Source organism: Nocardia sp. NPDC051990, assembly GCF_040680755.1.
Classification (GTDB): Bacteria; Actinomycetota; Actinomycetes; order Mycobacteriales; family Mycobacteriaceae; genus Nocardia.
This window is the reverse complement of sequence record NZ_JBFAXH010000002.1, coordinates 633,709-651,988: the sequence shown is the minus strand read 5'-3', so window position 1 is coordinate 651,988 and position 18,280 is coordinate 633,709. Positions and strand designations below refer to the sequence as shown.

19 protein-coding genes are annotated in these 18,280 nt (G+C 67.1%); 8 read left to right on the top strand and 11 right to left on the bottom strand.

From position 1 onward, the window contains the following. Both AB0L63_RS06705 and AB0L63_RS06700 read right to left on the bottom strand, forming a co-directional pair. Complete coding sequence (locus AB0L63_RS06705) at nucleotides 1–246, bottom strand: DUF5703 family protein (protein ID WP_364495564.1); 246 nt, start codon at nucleotides 244–246, stop codon at nucleotides 1–3. Next, nucleotides 246–1,304 carry a hypothetical protein gene (locus AB0L63_RS06700; RefSeq protein ID WP_364495561.1) on the bottom strand — a complete coding sequence of 353 codons (1,059 nt, stop codon included), beginning with the start codon at nucleotides 1,302–1,304 and terminating at the stop codon, nucleotides 246–248. The genes AB0L63_RS06705 and AB0L63_RS06700 overlap by 1 nt, the downstream gene beginning before the upstream one ends. Nucleotides 1,305–1,459: 155 nt before the next feature. Here AB0L63_RS06700 and AB0L63_RS06695 point away from each other — a divergent pair, with 155 nt between their 5' ends. From AB0L63_RS06695 to AB0L63_RS06685, 3 genes are read left to right on the top strand one after another with little or no spacing between them, the layout of a single operon-like run. Continuing rightward, entirely contained in the window at nucleotides 1,460–1,816 is a 357-nt protein-coding gene (locus tag AB0L63_RS06695) for a hypothetical protein (RefSeq protein ID WP_364495560.1), read from the top strand. Then, entirely contained in the window at nucleotides 1,817–2,350 is a 534-nt protein-coding gene (locus tag AB0L63_RS06690) for a hypothetical protein (RefSeq protein ID WP_364495558.1), read from the top strand. Continuing rightward, nucleotides 2,351–4,444: an MMPL family transporter gene (locus AB0L63_RS06685; RefSeq protein ID WP_364495556.1), complete on the top strand. Its 2,094-nt coding sequence runs from the start codon at nucleotides 2,351–2,353 to the stop codon at nucleotides 4,442–4,444. It begins immediately after the preceding gene. Nucleotides 4,445–4,766: 322 nt separating this feature from the next. On the opposite strand, the gene AB0L63_RS06680 is transcribed toward AB0L63_RS06685, so the two are convergent. From AB0L63_RS06680 to AB0L63_RS06660, 5 genes are all read right to left on the bottom strand, one after another. After that, nucleotides 4,767–5,591 (bottom strand): heme ABC transporter ATP-binding protein, encoded by an 825-nt coding sequence (locus AB0L63_RS06680; protein ID WP_364495708.1) that lies wholly within the window; start codon nucleotides 5,589–5,591, stop codon nucleotides 4,767–4,769. A 280-nt stretch (nucleotides 5,592–5,871) separates the two neighbouring features. Further along, nucleotides 5,872–6,945, bottom strand: a complete 1,074-nt coding sequence (locus AB0L63_RS06675) for an iron ABC transporter permease (protein WP_364495554.1) — start codon at nucleotides 6,943–6,945, stop codon at nucleotides 5,872–5,874. Between the two features lie 38 nt (nucleotides 6,946–6,983). After that, complete coding sequence (locus tag AB0L63_RS06670; RefSeq protein WP_364495551.1) at nucleotides 6,984–7,157, bottom strand: hypothetical protein; 174 nt, start codon at nucleotides 7,155–7,157, stop codon at nucleotides 6,984–6,986. Beyond that, nucleotides 7,154–8,191: an ABC transporter substrate-binding protein gene (locus AB0L63_RS06665; RefSeq protein WP_364495548.1), complete on the bottom strand. Its 1,038-nt coding sequence runs from the start codon at nucleotides 8,189–8,191 to the stop codon at nucleotides 7,154–7,156. Before AB0L63_RS06665 ends, AB0L63_RS06670 begins: the two co-directional genes overlap by 4 nt. A gap of 28 nt (nucleotides 8,192–8,219) precedes the next feature. Then, nucleotides 8,220–9,197, bottom strand: a complete 978-nt coding sequence (locus AB0L63_RS06660) for an aldo/keto reductase (RefSeq protein ID WP_364495545.1) — start codon at nucleotides 9,195–9,197, stop codon at nucleotides 8,220–8,222. A gap of 234 nt (nucleotides 9,198–9,431) precedes the next feature. On the opposite strand from AB0L63_RS06660, the gene AB0L63_RS06655 reads away from it, so the two are divergent. From AB0L63_RS06655 to AB0L63_RS06640, 4 genes are all read left to right on the top strand, one after another. Then, entirely contained in the window at nucleotides 9,432–10,361 is a 930-nt protein-coding gene (locus AB0L63_RS06655) for an undecaprenyl-diphosphate phosphatase (RefSeq protein WP_364495705.1), read from the top strand. A 16-nt stretch (nucleotides 10,362–10,377) separates the two neighbouring features. After that, nucleotides 10,378–11,130, top strand: a complete 753-nt coding sequence (locus tag AB0L63_RS06650; RefSeq protein WP_364495543.1) for a histidine phosphatase family protein — start codon at nucleotides 10,378–10,380, stop codon at nucleotides 11,128–11,130. Nucleotides 11,131–11,201: 71 nt separating this feature from the next. Continuing rightward, the gene (locus AB0L63_RS06645; protein WP_062993133.1) at nucleotides 11,202–11,786 is read left to right on the top strand and encodes a DUF3090 domain-containing protein; all 585 of its coding nucleotides are present in this window, start codon (nucleotides 11,202–11,204) and stop codon (nucleotides 11,784–11,786) included. A gap of 3 nt (nucleotides 11,787–11,789) precedes the next feature. Beyond that, entirely contained in the window at nucleotides 11,790–12,581 is a 792-nt protein-coding gene (locus AB0L63_RS06640; protein ID WP_364495541.1) for an SCO1664 family protein, read from the top strand. Between the two features lie 125 nt (nucleotides 12,582–12,706). Here the strand turns inward: AB0L63_RS06640 and AB0L63_RS06635 are convergent, their stop codons facing one another. Continuing rightward, on the bottom strand, nucleotides 12,707–13,555 hold the full coding sequence (locus AB0L63_RS06635; protein ID WP_364495702.1) for an LLM class flavin-dependent oxidoreductase: 849 nt from the start codon (nucleotides 13,553–13,555) through the stop codon (nucleotides 12,707–12,709). 262 nt (nucleotides 13,556–13,817) lie between these two features. Here AB0L63_RS06635 and mshC point away from each other — a divergent pair, with 262 nt between their 5' ends. Beyond that, nucleotides 13,818–15,056: a cysteine--1-D-myo-inosityl 2-amino-2-deoxy-alpha-D-glucopyranoside ligase gene (gene mshC / locus AB0L63_RS06630; RefSeq protein WP_364495538.1), complete on the top strand. Its 1,239-nt coding sequence runs from the start codon at nucleotides 13,818–13,820 to the stop codon at nucleotides 15,054–15,056. Nucleotides 15,057–15,343: 287 nt separating this feature from the next. Here mshC and AB0L63_RS06625 read toward each other — a convergent pair whose 3' ends face one another. From AB0L63_RS06625 to AB0L63_RS06615, 3 genes are all read right to left on the bottom strand, one after another. Beyond that, complete coding sequence (locus AB0L63_RS06625) at nucleotides 15,344–16,474, bottom strand: class I SAM-dependent methyltransferase (RefSeq protein WP_364495536.1); 1,131 nt, start codon at nucleotides 16,472–16,474, stop codon at nucleotides 15,344–15,346. A gap of 489 nt (nucleotides 16,475–16,963) precedes the next feature. Beyond that, the gene (locus tag AB0L63_RS06620; protein WP_364495700.1) at nucleotides 16,964–17,626 is read right to left on the bottom strand and encodes an enoyl-CoA hydratase-related protein; all 663 of its coding nucleotides are present in this window, start codon (nucleotides 17,624–17,626) and stop codon (nucleotides 16,964–16,966) included. Beyond that, entirely contained in the window at nucleotides 17,571–18,266 is a 696-nt protein-coding gene (locus tag AB0L63_RS06615; protein ID WP_364495533.1) for a helix-turn-helix domain-containing protein, read from the bottom strand. Before AB0L63_RS06615 ends, AB0L63_RS06620 begins: the two co-directional genes overlap by 56 nt. Nucleotides 18,267–18,280 lie beyond the last annotated feature (14 nt).

Sequence of the window (18,280 nt, the reverse complement as noted above, 5' to 3'; positions counted from 1 at the left end):
TCACATTCCCGGTTCGGGCTGGGGTAGTAGTGCGGATTTTCGACGCCGCAACAGCACTCGCCTGCTGCCGTCGGTGTAGGCCCGCACCCGCGACAGTTCCCAGCCGCCGAATTCGGCTTGGATGGCCAGCCGCATCGACGCCGTAACCCGGGTCACCTCCGGTGGGAGCCGCAGTGGCACGTATTCGTAGTCGTCACTGGTGGTTTCCCAGCTCGCCGGTAGCGTTGTGCGTGATTGTGGCGCCATCACTGCCCTTTCTTCCGCTGGTCCGCGCGGATCCGTTGCAGACCGTCTCCGGTTGCGGAACCGACGAACAGGTCACCGGTGCGCTCGTCGATGGTCACCGAGTTCGGCTGGCGAACCGTCGGATAACGACCCACCTCTTTCGGTATACCCGACGAAAGGTCGAATCCGACGACTTCATTGCTTTGGGTACACGTCACCCACACGGTGTCGGACCGCTGATCGTAGGCAAGCGCATAAGGCGACGATCCTACCGGGAATCGCTGTCGCAGGACGAGCGGTCCGGCGGTGTAGACCAGCAGTTCGTTACCCGCGGTGTCGGTGACGGTGATACGGCCGAACGGATCAGTGATCAGGTTGGTTGCGCCGTCGCCTGCGCGAAGTGACAGGCCGAGACGGTCTTTGCCGAGGTCGAGCTGGGTGAGCGAGGTCTGGCGGCGGTCCAGCACCGAGACGTGGTCGCCGGTGAGGGCAAGGGCGTCGGCGGAGGCGAGCCCGGAAATCGTGTCGGTAACCTTGCCCTCGGGGGACAGCTCGCGCACCTTGCCGTCCGCGGTGCCGACGAACATCGTGCCGTCGTCACGGTAGCGCACTGCTCGGGCAGCGCCGTCGACGGGCACCTCGGTGGTAACACCTGAGGTGATGTCGACACGCATGATTCGGCCGTCGGCGGGGATCAGCAGTTCACCCGGCTTGCCCTGAGCCAAGCCGAAACCGTGGGCGGGCAGCATGAGGGTACGCATCTCCGGATCCGGCACGCCGGTGGGATCGACGCGGGTGAACGTCGCGGGGTTGATAACGAACAATATTCTGCTCGTGTCGTGGCTCGCCTCCAGCGCAACCAGTTGTCCGGTGCCCGCCTCGACGAACAGTGCGCCGACCGGGTTGTCGAGCCCCCATACATCCCCGGCGGGTTGCGTACTCCGCTCGGGCGAGACCGCCGCGGTGGCCGCGGGTCGCGTCTGCAGCTTGTTGCCATTGGAGTCGGACGAGCATCCGGCGAGCAGCGCCAACACCGCCACACCTGCGAGCGCTGCGGACAGCGAACCATGTGGGCCCATCCACCGAACTCCTTACTGGGACGAATCATCCGCTACCGCACCATCTGACCATGATGGTGCACCTGTCCGGCCTACCGGGGGTGGTCGCTGACCGAGAATGCCGGTGATCGGGGTTACGGTTGGTTTGAAATAGTGTCCAATTCAGGGAGATCCGGTTGAAAGCCGACCATCCATCGGGATTTGCCATCGATGACATAACCGTTGGTCCGTTTGCTCACGGATTCGGCACCACGGCCGACGGCAGGCCCTACGCCTTCCGCACCGTGCGCTCCACCGTGAAGCTGGAGATCTACCGCGCCGACCTCGACAGTGCTGTGCCCGGACCGGAGGATGTGGTCGCCGTCGCGCAGGCTCGGGTCACCGATATCGACCTCGACGACGAACGCAGCGTCGTGGCGCTGGTGCGCGACATGATTCCGGATGCGCAGCCGATTGAGACGGCCCCCGATCGTGACATGACAACCGTGCGAGCCCTGCTGGGCCGGATCAGTTCAGTTATTGATGGTATGTAGATGGGGATGGCAACCACACGATTCGTCTGTTCCGCGCTCACCGCGGCCGCCCTGGTCGCGGCGGCCGCGGCATGCAGCACTGGACCGGACGAGGCCTCGGTCGATGCCGCCCGTTCCTCGGCGAATGCTTCGCTGTCGTCCTCGATCGCGGCCTCCTCGAGCGCCGCGCACCGGCCGCTGCCGACGGCCGCCGAATTGGACGCGCAGATCAAACGCGCCCTGGATCCGGCGCTGCCCGACTCCGAACGCACCGACCTCATCGAGGACGGTGCGGCATTCCGCGACGCCATCCCTGATATGTACAAGGCGCTACGGGACAATCCGCACGCCATCTACGGGGTCACCGATCCGGTCTTCGACAACCGCGACGGCACACTGACCGCGACCATGCGCCTGGACAAGGACGGCACTGGCACCGCGGTCCGAACCACCGTCGTGCACTTCGTACTGCTCGACGGCAAGTGGAAGATCTCACGCACCGATCTGTGCGGCATCCTGCGCTCGGCCGACTACCGCACCCCGGCCTGCGGCTAGATGATCGAATCCGGTTCGCTGCGGTGGGGACGTCTCATCCACCGCCACCGCTATCTGGTGTTGGGAATCGCCATTATCGCGGTGTTGTTCTCAGGCTGGTACGGCCGAGACTTGGCGGGCCGGCTGACCCAAGAGGGCTGGTTCGACGAGAACAGCGAATCGGTGGCCGCCGCCGAGATCGCCGATGCCACCTTCGGCCGCGATACCGACAGCGACATCATCCTGCTCTACACCACGCCCGAGGGCATGACCGTCGACGACCCGACCGTGCGTGCGGCAGTGACCACTTCACTGAAGCAACTATTGCTCGGTCACCCCGACCGGATCCAGAAGATCGATAGCTATTGGGACAGCCCCTTCGCCGCGCAGGCCACCGATCCCTCGCACACCCACGCCTTCGCCAGCGTCGGATTGCGCGGTGAAGGCACGGCGACGGTCGAGAACTACACGGCGATCAAGGGTGAGTTGGGTGCGGGGCGCGCGGGCGGTGGACCCGGTGGCACCACGGTGCAGTTGGCCGGGCTGCAGCCGATTGTCGAGGGCATCAATCAGGGCATGCAGGACGATATTCGCCGGGCCGAGATCATCGCGCTGCCGATCGTGGCGATCCTGCTGTATTTCGTTTTCGGCGGCCTGGTCGGGGCGTTGCTGCCGGTGCTGATCGGCGGGATGACGGTGCTCGGCACCCAGGGCACCATCCGGATGCTCACCGATCACATCGAGGTCAACGTCTTCGCCAGTGCGGTCGTCACTTTGGTGAGTTTGGGGCTGGCGATCGACTACGGACTGTTCACCGTGACCCGGTTCCGAGAGGAGTTGGCTACCGGGCACAGCGTCGAGGATGCGGCGGCTCGCACGGTCGCCACGGCCGGGCGCACCGTGCTGTTCTCGGCCGCGATCATCGCGATCAGCCTGGCGGCATTATTCATCTTCCCGAACGGGGTGCTGCGGTCGGTGCCCTATGGCGGCATCAGTTCGGTGCTGCTCGCCGCACTGCTGTCGGTGACGGCGCTGCCCGCGGTACTGAGCATCGTCGGGCGGCGGATCGACCTGTGGGGTTGGCAGCGCTTCTCGCGCACCAAGACCGAAGCGCAGATCGACGCCGGATTCTTCGCACGGTTGGCGACGCGGGCGATGCGGCGGCCGTGGGCGGTGGTGGTGCCGATCGTGCTCGGGCTGCTCGCGTTGATCATTCCGATTCGCAATATCGAGTTCGGCGGGATCAGCGAGCGGTACTTGTCCGAGGACAATCCGGCGCGGGTCGCGCAGGAACGGTTCGACACGTTGTTCCCGAGTTTTCGCACCGAGCCGATCAAACTGGTGGTGGTTGGCGCGAATCCGCAGCAGCTCGGCGATATTCGCTACGAGGCGAGCCGGATTCCCGGTCTGACGGGTCGTTTCGAACCCGGTGCGCCGACCAAGGACGGGATCAATGTGCTCAACGCCGGTCTCGCCGACAAACGCAATGCGGATGCGGTGATCGATGCGCTGCGGGCGATTCCGGAACCCGACGGGGTGGACATCATGGTGACCGGGGTGCCCGCGCTCGAGCGCGACAGCATCAATGGATTGCTCGTGCGACTGCCGTTGCTGGTCGGTCTGCTGGCGGGCGTGGCGTTGGCGATGCTGTATCTGGCATTTCGATCGTTGGTGTTGGCGCTCAAGGCTGTTTTGATGAGCGCATTGACCCTGGCCTCCACCCTGGGCGTGCTCACCTGGGTGTTCGTCGAGGGGCACGGGGCCGGGATCTTCGACTTCACGCCCGGACCGCTGATGTTCGCGGTACTGGCGCTCATCGTGACGGTGGTGTTCGGGCTGTCCACCGACTACGAGGTATTCCTGCTGTCGCGGATGGTCGAGGCGCGCGCGGACGGCGCGTCGCCACCGGAGGCCATCCGATACGGCATCGCCCACACCGGCGGTGTAATCACTTCTGCCGCCGCGATTCTCATCGTGGTGACCGGCGCGTTCGGCTTCTCCGATCTGGTGTTGATGAAATACATCGCCTACGGCATGATCGCGGCGCTGGTCCTGGACGCGTCCGTGGTCCGCATGCTGTTGACGCCCGCGGTGTTGAAGCTGATCTGGCGTTGAGTGGACCGCTCTGTTGGCGAGAGGATCGAGAATGACCGTGCTCAGGGGCGCGAATTCGGCCCTGATGTTTCTGCTGGAGCTCCGGGTGCTCGGCGGCGCGGCTATCTGGGGCCTTACCCTCGATCTGAGCATACATTTTTCGCTCCAGCGTAGGAGAAACGCCAGATTCGCATGAAAGCGCATGCTCGGTGCTACTCCGCGGGCGGGTGATCGGCAAGCCATCGCGGAACCTGCCGCTGTAGCCGTGTCTGCGCCCGAACAACTCCTAAAAGCCCGAGGACGCTCGGAGTCATCAGCACCGGAGCAGAAGTTCGGCGACAGCTCAGCGGCGATCGGGCAGGACCAGTTGGGCGCCGGTTACCGGGTGGTCGAGGACTTCGACGGGGTGTTGGTAGACGCGGCTGAGGAGTTCGGTGGTGAGGACTTTGCGGGGTGGGCCAGCGGCGGCGATGCGGCCGGATTCCAGGACGGCGACGCGGTCGGCGTAGGCGGCGGCTATGCCGAGGTCGTGCAGGACAACGACAACGGCGGTGCCCGCGGCGGCCCGGGCGGTTGCCAAGCGCAGCACCGCTTCCTGGTGGCCGAGGTCGAGGGCGGCGGTGGGTTCGTCCAATAGCAGGGTTCCGGTGTCCTGGGCGAGGACGCGGGCCAAGGCCACGCGCGCGCGTTCACCACCGGACAGCGTCGGAAATGCCCGAGCGGCAAGGTGTTCCACGTCGGCGGCGGACATGGCTGCGGCGATCTGTTCGTCATCAGAGTTCCGCCGCTCGGTGCGCACCCACGGGGCACGACCCATCGCGACCACCTCGCGAGCGGTGAACGGAAATCCGACGGTATGGCTCTGCGGCAATACCGCCCGGCGTCGCGCCATATCAATATGCGACCAGTGGCCCAGTGCCCGCCCATCGAGTTCGATCGTGCCCTCGCTCAGCTCAAGCTCACCCGCGAGCGCCGCAAGCAACGTCGACTTGCCCGCCCCGTTCGGCCCCACCAATGCCACGATCTCGCCCGCGACAACATCGAAGTCGACCGCTTCGAGCACCCGGCGGGTACGTGCCCCCGCCGCACGCCGGTCGACGCTCACACCACTGGCCCGAAGCGTCACCGCACCCCGCTTCGGCGGCACCGGCAACTCGTGCGTCCGCATGAACACCGAACTCAAACCCTCCAGCACCCCACTCACACCTTCGCCCTACCCGCGGGCTCTGTGGTCCCCGCCCAGCGGTGGGTGGCATTCGAAACAAGGGGCGGCGAGCTGAACTCTATGATCAACCGCGCGGCAACCAGCCCGCTGGCGGCCCCCGCGGCTCGGCGGCACCGGTTGGCCGTCACGTCGCCGGCGCGATTGCCCCGGCGGGTACGACAGGCAGCGCGACGCCACCTTCGGAGCACGTGCGGATCGGTGGTGTACCAGGTGTCTTCACGGCTCATGCCCAACCTCCGGCGCGAGCGCGGGTGCGGCGCAGAAGCCAGAAGAAGAAGGGGCCGCCGATGAGGGAGGTGAGCATGCCGAGGGGGAGGTCGGCATTGTGAACCAGGGAGCGGGCGGCGACGTCGGCGGCGAGGAGCACGACCGCGCCAACGATGGCGCTCAACGGGACCAGAATGCGGTGGGCGGGTCCGACGAGCATGCGGACGACATGCGGCACGATCAGGCCGACGAACAGCACGATGCCGGTGAAGGCGACGCCCGCGGTAGCGAGGATGGCGACCACCACGATGACGTTGCGCCGCAAGCGCTCCACATCGACACCCAGGTGCCGCGCGGCGGATTCGCCGAGGGCGAGCAGGTCCAGGCGCGGCGCGATGAGCACAGCGGCGAGAATGCCGAGAGCCGCCAGCGGAGCGACAACGCGCACCGCATCCCAGGTGGCTCCGTTGAGACTGCCCAGCTGCCAGAACACGATCTGATCGCGGGCCGCTGGGGTCGCGATAAACAGCAGGAAAGCGATCAACCCACCCGCGAAGGCATTGATCGCGACACCGGTCAGTACCAGCGTGACCACCTCGGTGCGCCCGTTCGAGCGCGACAGTAGATACACCAGCAGTGTGGTCAACAGCCCGGCCGCGAATGCGGCCGCCGCCACCGACCACGCCGCTACGAACGCGCCACCCACCACGATCACCGTGCCCGCACCGACCGCCGCCCCCGCCGACACTCCGATAACGCCCGGCTCGGCGAGCGGATTCGCGAACACCCCCTGCAACAATGCACCGGCTGTCGCCAACGCCGCACCGACCAGAATCGCGAGCACAACGCGCGGGAACCGCACCTCCCACAGCGTCACCTCACCCGCCGGATGCGCGGGCATCGGCCCCCAGTCCAACCCGATCCGATGCAACACACTGCCCGCCACCTCGGCGGGCGTGGTCGGCACCTGCCCGATCGCCGCCGACGCCAACGCCAACACCACCAGCGCGGCCACCGCGACTCCGAACACGATCGCGGTTCGCGACCACCCGCGCGACCTGGGCACAACCGGATGCGGACTGTGCGGCATCGCAGAGTCCGTCGCGGTCGTCCCGGTAGGCCCTTCGCTCACGTCAGCACCTGCCCGATCACCGCCTGCACACAATCGCGGTGCCCCTCCGTGACCTCGGCTCGACCGGATAGCGACCGCACGGCATCGCCGAGTCCGTCGGCGTCGTCCTCATTGCCGGCGGTGGCGACCCGATCGCCGCGATCTGCCGCGCACCATGACGTATCGCTCATGCGGGCTCGGTGCCGTAGACGGCCTCGCTGAGGGCGGCGATCACCCGCCCGGTGTTCGGGCCGAAGCTCAACACCACCGAGTCGGCCATATCGACCACGCGTTTGTTGCGCCCGGCGGGTGTCTGCGCGATGCCGGGCACCTTTTCCAGCCCGTCGACACCACCGACCGACTTCAGCCCGTCCGACATCACCAGCAGTACGTCCGGCGCGGCCGCGATCATGGCCTCACTGGTGGTCGCGACGAACGGCTCGGTCAACCCGGCCGCGGTGCCGGCATCGCGTGCGCCGAGTGCGGCGATGAGCGCGTCGGCGCCGGAGCCGGGTCCGGCGAGCATGGTGATGGCGGTGCTGCGCAGGTAGAGGAAGGCGATGGTGAGGGGTTTGTCCGGCTTGGGCACCGCGGCGCTGGCAGCGGCGATTTCGTCGCGGGTGCGCTGGGCAAGGGCCTGGCCGCGATCGGGCACGCCGAGTGCGGCAGCGACCGCTTCGATCTGCGGCACCACCCCGTCCATGGTGCGCTGCGGATCGAAGTAGACGACCGTCACCCCAGCCGCGCGTAGCTGCTCGCGTACCTGCGGGGCGGCGCTGGTGCTGTCGGTGAGAAAGACCGAAGGACGCAATGCCAGTACGGATTCCACGTTCAGGGAACCGCTGCCACCGGTCACGATGGGCAGATTCGCCACCGCGGGAAACCCGGCCGCGGTGCTGCGACCGACCAGTTTGGCACCCATGCCCAATGCCCAGACCGTCTGCGCGAGTGTGCCGAAACGGTCCGCCGCGATGATGCGGCTGGCATCGGTGACCGTCACCTCGGCCCCGTCGAAGGATCGGACGGTCGCGGGTAGCGTGGGCGTGGGTTCGGGCCCGATCGGCACCGGATCGAGGTTCTCCAGTTTCGCGGTGACCGGCCCGCGGCCACTAGTACTCGTGGAATCGCTGCCGGTGCCGCAGGCCGAACCCGCCAACAGGGTCAGTGCCAGCACGGCCAGGAGGGAACGCACCCCGCCGGATCGGACACGGTCGAGAAACCTCATGCAGGTAAGGCTAGCCTCCCTCATCGACTCACCCCGCGGTGCGTGCGCTGACATCGTCGAGCGCGGCCGCGATGGCACGCGGAAGTTCCAGTGTCTCGGCGGCCAGCACTCCGGTGAGCTGCCCGATATCGCGCGCACCCACGATCATGCTCGCGATGCCCGGACGGTCCCGGATCCAGGCCAGGGCGACAGCCAACGGTGAGGTGGCCAATCCGTCCGCGGCGGTCACCAGCGCCTCGACCACCCGGGTCGCGTGGTCGTCGAGCCGGTGTCGGATCTCGGCGGCGGTCGCCTCATCCGCGCCACGCGAATCGGCGGGCACCCCGTCGCGGTATTTGCCGGTGAGAATGCCCCCGGCCAGCGGCGCGGTGGCGATCAGTCCAACGCCATGATGCTGCGCGGCCGGAATGAAATCGGTTTCGGTGTCGCGGGTCAGCAGTGAGTACGGGGTCTGCGCGACGGTGACGGGCGCGACCGCGGCGAGGCTGGCGACCTGCCAGGCATTGAACCCGCGCGCACCCGCGTAGCGGACGCGTCCGGAGCGCACCGCGAATTCGAGGGTGGCGGCTACCTCATCGAGCGGGGTCGCCGGATCCCAGGCGGCGACATGCCAGATATCTAGATAGTCGGTGCCCAGTTCGAGCAGCGTCCGATCGAGCTGGCGCAGCAGCGCGCGCCGCGAGGTGTCCACCGACGCCCGCACCGGCTCCGGCTCGGGCACGGTCGGTCCGACCGGTGCGGGCGTGCTGCGCGGCTCGACACCCGCGCAGCCGCTGAGTACCAGATCGTCGCGGGAGACCAGATCGCCGAGCAGTTCGGCCAGAATCCGTTGTGCCGCACCGCCGGCGTAGGCGGGGGAGGTATCGACCAGCGTGCCGCCCGCCTCGGCGAACGCCACCAGCTGCACCGCCGCATCGTCGGTATCGGTATGCGCACCCCAGGTGTGGGTCGCAAGTCCTATCCGGGACACCCGTAGGCCGCTGCGGCCCACCGTCCGCTGTTCCATCACCGTGTCCGCACAATCGTCACGGCGCCAAGCCTAGAGTGTGGATACGCAACTCGACGCCCACCAGCAGCGTGGGTCGCACGGTTGAGCCGGGCATGCTGCCGCCATCTCGACACTGTACTGTCGCTGCGTGATTGCGGCGGTGGTCACAGTGATGCGATCGATCGCCGGACCAATTGCCTAGTAGGAACACATATTTCGGGCGGAAGTGGAGGGTTCGTGGTCGGCGAGTCGATGACCTGGGTGCAGGCCTTGGTTCTTGGTCTGGTGCAGGGTCTCACGGAGTTTCTGCCGATCTCTTCCTCGGCGCATCTGCGCATCGTGTCGTCGGTGTTCTTCGGCGATGACGCGGGCGCCTCGTTCACCGCGGTCACCCAGTTGGGCACCGAGGCGGCGGTGCTGGTGTTCTTCGCCAAGGACATCTGGCGGATCATCGTCGCGTGGTTCGCCGGGCTGCGCGATCGGTTGACCACGCGTGGCCAGCCGGAGCTGCCGCTGCACGATCAGCCCACTATGCGCCTTCCGGTCATCACCGCCGATCGCAAGCGCGTGCTGGACGAGCAGGCGCAACGTGAACTCGACTACCGCATCGGCTGGTATGTGATCATCGCGACGGTCCCGATCGGTGTGCTGGGGTTCCTGTTCAAGGATCTGATCCGCACCGGTGCCCGTAATCTGTGGCTGGTCTCGTTCATGCTGGTCGCGTTTGCGCTGGTCATCGCGGCAGGTGAATACTACGGACGCAAGATCCGCCCGATCGAGCAATTGACCACCCGCGACGGTCTGATCATGGGCTTCGCGCAATGTCTGGCGTTGATCCCAGGTGTGTCGCGGTCCGGTGCGACTGCGACGGCGGGTCTATTCCTCGGGCTGGAGCGCGAAGCGGCAGTGCGGTTCTCGTTCCTGCTGGCCATTCCTGCGGTGACCGCGTCGGGTCTGTTCAGCCTGCCCGACGCATTCGAACCGGCGGGTGAGGGTCTCAATGCCAGCGGTCCGCAGCTGCTGGTCGCGACGATTCTGGCGTTCGCCGTCGGGTACGCCTCGGTGGCGTGGCTGTTGAAGTTCGTCGGCAATCATTCCCTGGACTGGTTCGTCGGCTATCGCATCGTGCTCGGGCTGACCGTTATGGGCCTGCTCGCCGGCGGAGTGGTGTCGGCGACATGATCGTTAGGCTGGTGCCATGACGGTGATCCTGCTGCGGCACGGTGTTTCGACTTCGAACACCGCCCGCACCCTCGCCGGGCGCAGTGCGGGCGTCGATCTCACCGAGCACGGCAATGCCCAGGCCCGCACCGTCGCCGAACGGCTCGCCGCACTGCCGATCGAGCACATCGTGCATTCGCCGCTGCTGCGCTGTCAGCGCACGATCGCCCCGCTCGCGGAAAAACTCGGTCTGGAACCGGAATCCGACGATCGCTTGATCGAGGTCGACTATGGCGACTGGACCGGTAAGGCGATCGCAGATCTGCTCAGCGAACCGCTGTGGAAGGTGGTGCAGCAGCACGCCTCCGGCGCGGTCTTCCCCAGCGGCGAAGGTTTGGCGCAGGTGCAGATCCGTGCGGTGGCCGCGGTGCGCGAGCACGATCGACGGTTCGCCGAAAAGGCCGGTCACGATGTGTTGTGGGTGGCGTGCACGCACGGTGACGTGATCAAGTCCGTGCTCGCCGACGCGCTCGGCCTGCATCTCGACGGTTTTCAGCGCATCGTGGTGGAACCGGCGTCGATCAGCATCGTGCGCTACACCCCGACCTCGCCGTTCGTGGTTCGGATCAACGACACGGGGGCGGATCTGTCCGGTTCGGCAAAACCGCAACGGCCCGCCTCGGCTACCGGGACTTCCACCGATCCCGAATCCGGTCCGGTTCCCGGTGGCGAACTGGGTGGTACCCCGAGTGCGGATAATGGGAATGCGGAGCTTCGAGATTCCTTGTAAACGAGTAGGTGGCGTGTTGGGGAGTCCAGCGCCGCGGGTAGTCGATCAGGGCCACGTATCAGGAGGTGCAGATGTCTCGCGCAATCCACGTATTTCGCACCCCCGATCGTTTTGTCGCCGGGACCGTCGGTGAGCCGGGCGATCGCGCGTTCTACCTGCAGGCCGTGCAGGAACCACGGGTGGTCAGCGTGTTGCTGGAGAAGCAACAGGTAAAGGTGCTCGCCGATCGGATGGGGCTGCTGCTGGACGAGGTCGCGCGCCGCTTCGGCGCCGAGGTGCCGCCACAGGCCGAGGACATCTCCGACAGCGACCCGTTGGTGACCCCGATCGACGCCGAGTTCCGGGTCGGCACCATGGGCCTGGGTTGGGACGCCGACGCGGGTGCGGTGGTGGTGGAGCTGCTGGCGATCACCGAAACCGAGGTCGACGAATCGGTGGTGCTCGATGACACCGAGGAGGGTCCCGATGCGGTGCGAGTGTTCCTGACCCCGATCCAGGCGCGAGAGTTCGCGTTGCGCTCCACCCGGGTGATCGCAGCGGGTCGGCCGCCCTGCCCGCTGTGTGGGGAGCCGCTCTCGGCGCGCGGGCATATGTGTGTGCGAACCAATGGATACAAGCGCGGGGATATTTTCGGCGCGGCCGAGCTAGAGGAGTAGTTCGTGGCCGAGCCTCGGTGGCACACCGCGGAATTGACGGTGATCGGGCGGGTGACAACCGCCAGCAATGTCACCCTCGTCTGCGATTCGAAGGGTTCCGACGGTGTGCGCGTGGTCTACAAGCCGGTGCGCGGGGAGCGGCCGCTGTGGGATTTCCCGGACGGCACCCTGGCCGGGCGCGAGGTGGCCTCGTATCGGGTGTCGGATGCGCTCGGCTGGGGTGTGATTCCGGAGACGATCCTGCGCGATGGCCCGTACGGGCCGGGCATGGTGCAGCGCTGGGTGGAGTCGGTGGACAACCACACCGATCAGGGCAACCGCCTCGATCTCGTCGATCTGGTGCCGTTGGGCGCGGTGCCGGACGGGTTCTGCGAGGTGCTGCGCGCCCAGGATCCGGCGGGCAACGAGGTGTCGCTGATCCACGCCGACGATCCGCGGCTACAGCGGATGGCGGTGCTCGATGTGCTGCTCAACAATGCCGACCGCAAGGGCGGGCACGCGTTGGAAGGTGTCGATGGGCAGGTCTACGGCGTCGACCACGGTATCTGCCTGCACACTGAGCACAAATTGCGCACGGTGCTGTGGGGGTGGGCGGGTAAACCCATCTGCGACGGGCTGATGGCCGATATCGCCGCCTTCGCCAAGGCGCTGCCGGGCGCGGTCGCCGATGATCTCGCACCGCATATCACCGATGCCGAGATCGATGCGCTCGCCGACCGTGCGCAGGAGTTGTTGGACAATCCGGTGATGCCGACGCCGAGGACCTCGCGGCCGATTCCCTGGCCCGCGTTCTGAGTTGAGTCGACCAGCGCACGGTGCCACGTTGCACCGTACGCCGAACTGCACGAGATGCTTGGTTGTCGAGTGGCCACACTTGCCGCACTCTGGCGACCGGAAGCATCCTGCGGCTCGAACCGAGCTCAGCTCACCAGCGGGCGAACCTCGGTTCCGGCGAAGCGGACGAATTCGATCAGATCCGGATCGTCGTCGGTCGGTTCGAGGACTACGGTGTCAGCGCCCGCCTCGGCGTAGCGCCGAACGGTGGCGGCGATGGTGTGTGCGTCGCCCGCGACGCCTGCTTCGGGCGGGTGCTCGCCGGAGTTGCGTTGCTGGGCGGCTGTGAGGCGTTGGGCCGCATCCGGGCCGGTGGCCGTGAGCAGGTTGACGATGAGCCGATGTGGTTCGGTGCGTGCGGCTTTCGTTCGGCCTTCCTCGATGCGCGTACGGGCGGTGCGGACGCCGTCGAGGGTGGTTTGTGAGGTGAGGATGGTGGCGTCGGTGAGTTCGCCGGAGAGTCGCAGCGTCTGCGGGCCGGTCGCGGCGGCGGCGATCGGTGGGGGTGTGGTGGGCGGCCAATCCAGGGCGACATTGTCGAGGCGCACGTATCGGCCTGCGGCTGTGACCTTTTCACCGTTCAGCAGGCCGCGCAGCGCACCCAGCTGTTCCCGCAGCAGCGTCATCGGCGATTCGACCCGCGCGCCGATCTGTCCCATCCAGTCCTGCACACCGTGCCCGAAACCCGGAATCACCCGCCCCGGATGCAGCCGCAGCAGGGCCGCCACCTCCATGGCGGTGAGCGCGACATTCCGCAGCGGCACCGGCATCACCCCGATCCCGACGCGCACCCGCTCGGTTCGCGCCAACACCGTTGCGGCCGTTGCGATCCCACCGGCCCAGAAACAGTCCTCCCACAACCACAGTTCTTCCAGACCGCTGTCCTCGGCCGCGGCCGCCACCGCGAGCAAGCGTTCGGGGGAAACGTGGGGCATCGACACGGTACCGAGAACAGTCACCCGACCAATCTAGCGTGATCCCCCTCGACCCCTGCCGAATTCGCGCGCTCGGCGCTCACGACCGACTCGGCGATAGTGACCTGCGCCACTCGCGGCGATTCGATCCGCCAGACGGCAATCATTGACATCCGGCTTCGGCGACATCGGGGCAGGTCAGATCGGCAGTGGTTGCCGGACAACCTACCGCTGAGAGCAGGGTGGGGCGCACTGGCCGCCATCGCACCTTTACCCTCGAATCATGCAGTCCTGGTCCGATACCGCCCTACCGACCATTCCCGGAGCAGGGCCACCGTTGCGGTTGTACGACACCGCCGACCGGCAGGTTCGCCCGGTGACCCCGGGCCCTACGGCCACCATGTACGTCTGTGGGATCACCCCGTATGACGCCACCCATCTCGGGCATGCCGCCACTTACCTGACCTTCGACCTGGTCAACCGGCTGTGGCGCGATGCGGGCCATGAGGTGCACTACGTGCAGAACGTCACCGATGTCGACGACCCACTGTTCGAGCGCGCCGACCGCGACGGCGTGGACTGGCGCGAGCTGGGCACCCGCGAGATCAATCTGTTTCGCGAGGACATGTCCGCTCTGCGCATCGTGCCGCCGCGCGACTACGTCGGCGCCGTTGAGTCCGTCGACGAGGTCGTCGAATTCGTTGAGAAGCTGCTGGCCTCCGGCGCGGCGTACACGGTCGACGATGCCGAGTATCCGGACATCTACTTCCGCGCCGATGCCACCGAACAGTTCGGCTACGAGTCCGGCTACGACCGCGCAACCATGGAGCGCCTGTTCGCCGAGCGCGGCGGCGATCCGGACCGCCCCGGTAAGCGCGACACCATCGACGCGCTGCTGTGGCGCGCCGCGCGGCCCGATGAGCCGTTCTGGCCGGCGCCATTCGGTGCGGGCCGACCCGGCTGGCATATCGAGTGTGCGGCGATCGCGCTCAACCGCATCGGCCCCGAATTCGATATCCAGGGTGGCGGCAGCGACCTGATCTATCCACATCACGAGTACTCCGCCGCACACGCGGAGGCTTTGATCGCGGGCCGCCGCTTCGCCCGCCACTATGTGCACGCCGGTCTCATCGGCCTGGACGGCGAGAAGATGTCCAAATCGCGCGGCAATTTGGTGCTCGTCTCCAAGCTGCGTGCCGCGGGCGTCGACCCCGCCGCCATCCGCCTCGGTCTGCTCGCCGGGCACTACCGTCAAGACCGCATGTGGACCGACACCGTCCTCGCCGACGCCACTGCCCGCCTGGACCTGTGGCGCCGAGCCGCAGCCTGCGCCCGCGGCCCCGCCGCCGAAGACACTGTCGCCCGCCTCCGCCAACACCTCGCCGATGACCTCGACACCCCGAAAGCCCTCGCCGCCGTGGATAACTGGGCCAACCAGACCCTGAACTACGGCGGCCAGGACCCCGCGGCCCCGGCATTGATCGCGACTGCCGTAGACGGTCTGCTGGGCGTAGCGCTGTAATCCCGCGGCTGCTCTGCGCGATAGCGGTGTTCTGCGCAGATGAGATCGTGAGCCGGTGCTGTTTCAGATTCTCGCCGCGTCTGGCGTACTCGCCATGGTGTCTGGTCGGACATGGCCGTTGTGACGAAGCGCGGTGGCGTCCAGTTGGCACGACGGACTGTGAACCATCTGTGAACCATCGGCCCACAGCGCCCGGGTCGGCGGCCAGTGCGGCGGCAGAGGCATCGGGGTGGATGCTTCGACCGGACCCGCCGACGACGAGATCAGCTTGTCACCTCGAGTAGTTCTCAGTGCTGGGACGGTGTTCGGGTGGTCAATCGCCACAGCGAGGTCACTTCCGCAGCTCGGGCTGCGTGCAGCGGGTCTGTGGTGTCGCGGGGTCTGGAGTGATGGGGCCTGGTATCGATCCGGTCGACGATGTGCAGACCTGCCGAATCGATGGCGGTGAGAAGTTCTGTCCGGGTGCGCAAGCCGAAACGTTCGGCCAGATCGGACAGCACCAGCCAGGCCTCACCGCCGGGTTCGAGGTGAGCGGGGAGGCCGTCCAGGAAGGCGCTGAGCATGGCGTTGTCCGGGTCGTAGACACCTTGGTCGATGGCGGAGTTCGGACGGGCCGGCAGCCAGGGCGGGTTGCAGACGATCAGGTGTGCGCGGCCGTCGGGGTACAGGTCGGGGCCCTGGATAACGATGCGGTTCGTAAGACCGAGCCGGTCGATATTGTCGCGGGCGCACACGAGTGCGCGCGGATTGATATCGGTGACGACGATGTGGTCGACGCCGCGGCGCGCCAGCACCGCCGCGAGCACGCCGGTTCCGGTTCCGAGGTCGAATGCCGTGTGGTGCTCGGCCGGTAACGGCGCCTGGGCGACCAGATCGACGTATTCGCCGCGCACGGGGGAGAACACCCCGTAATGCGGGTGGATCCGTGCGCCGAGAGCCGGTACCACGACACCGTTTTCGCGCCACTGGTGTGCCCCGATCGCGCCGAGCAATTCGGGCAACGCGATCACCATCGGCTCGCGCGCGGACCCGTACGCCTGGGTGCAGGCCTGTCGCACATCGGGCGCGCGTCGCAATGCCAGCGAACGGTCCGGCTCCAATTGCACGATCAGTCGGCCCAACACCCGGGCCCGCTGCCCGCGCGCCCGTCGGTAGAGGTGAAAGGATTCGGCCGGTCCCGCGCCCTTCGGTACCGGTTTGCGGTCGATGCGGCGGCTCAATGCCCGCAACAGTTGACGCGCGTTGTGGAAATCGCCGCGCCACAACAGCGCTGTCCCCTGGCAGGCCAGGCGGTAGGCGATATCGGCGCGCATGCGGTCATCGGCGACGGTGACGTGCTCGGGCACCGCTACCGCGCTTTCGGAATGCCACTGCGCGCTGTGGTCGGTATCTGCTTCGGTCCAGTGAATGGTCGACATGGGGTGCTCCTCGTGATCGGACGTGCGTTGGCACAGAGAGCACTTCGACGAGGAGCGGGCGAACGGCCTGAGTCAGCCGGGGCTGCAAGGACGGACTAGCGGTCCCGCGTCGAAGCGCGAGCACCGAAGTCGCCGAGGACCATACCGAGCGTCATGAGCAGCCCTTTCCCTGAGTCGACACCCCAAGGTTCGCATACGGGCCGCTGCCACCGCGCGCGCGGGTCCGAACAACAGTTAACTCTCGCCGCGACCTCGATCAGTATCAGTGGCGTGAACCCGAGGCAGCCCCGAATTCGCGTGCGGCGATGGCTGTACATGTCTGGGACAATGGCCTCCATTGCTGGCATGAACACCATCGATCTGGATCCCGGTAGCGCTGTGCTGGCCTGATTCAACCAGATGACGATTCGACGTGATGAAATGCCGGACCGCCCAGCGAATCCGTAGTTCGGATGTGTGTGGACGTGAATTGGGTTGCCGGGAGCCGGTTTACGAGCCGGATTCGGTCAGCTTGGCGACGACCGGGCCGAACATGGTGTTCTTGATCGCGCCCAGTGTCCCGGGGTCCTTGCCGCCGAGCGGGGCGAGCATCGCCAAGGCGGCGGTGGCGACCGCGGCTTCGCCCGCGGTGGCATCGACGATATCGAGCGCCGAGGCATCGATGCCGCTGAAGCGGCGACCGCTGGTCATCGCGGCCACGGCGGCTTTGGGTGTCAGCTTGGACTGGATCAGTGCGGCCATGCCCGGGGTGAACGGGATCCGGATATCGACCTCGGGCAGACAGAAGAAGCCGCGGTCGGCGCGCATTACCCGATAGTCGTGGGCGAGTGCGAGCATGGCGCCGGCGCCGAAGGCGTGACCGGGCAGTGCGGCGGCGGTGGAGATGGGCAGGGTGAGCACGCGCGCGAACAGGGCCTGTACCCGGCCGATGTACCACTGGGTGCGCTCACCGTTGGCGAGCAGCCAGTCCAGATCGAGGCCGTTGGAGTAGAACTTGCCGCTCGCGGTCGTCACCAGCGCGTGTGCGCCTTCGGCGAGCGCGGTGTCGAGGTGGGCGTTGACCGCGTCGAGGAAGTCTGGGGTGAAACGGTTTTCGTTATCGCCGAGGTCCAGGACTGCGATCTTTTCGTGGTAGGTCAGGGTGCTCATGATGTTCCTTACTTCGGTGTCGATCAGGTGGTCCGACCGCGAGCACCGCACGCACGGCAGCACGAAGATGTTCGCGGGCAATGGGTTTCGCGATCCGGTCGCGGCGCAGCAGGATGCCGGTCGGCAGATCGACGATGCAGGTGGTGATCACATCGACCGCGGCGGCATCACCGCGGCCCCACAGGGCACGGGATAGGCGGATGATCAGTCCCACCAGCGCGTCATCGGTTCCGGCGAGTTCGGCGGCTACCTGTTCGGGCAGTTCGTCGCCGAGTAGTTCGCCCCGCGAGACGGTCAGCAGCAGCTTCGAGGAGTCCGGGTATCGCCGTGCGAACTCCACCGGCGTCTCGGCCGCGGCCACCACCGCCGCGATGACCTCCGAGGAGCACGGGGCGCCGTCGTTCACGGCCAGATGCGCCTCGACCAACTCGGTCTGCATCCGCAGAAACCGCCCCGCCGCCCGCAACCAGCTGCGCCCGAGCAGTTCCGCCCGCGAGCCGAAGGTGTGGTAGATCGCGCCGTTGGACACACCAGTCGCTGCCGCGACGGCCCGGATGGTGACTGCCGCGGGACCCGAGCGCACCGCCAGCGACTCCGCGGCGTCGAGCACGATGTCGGGGTCATGGGTCCGGGGGCGGGGCATACCCGGACTATAAC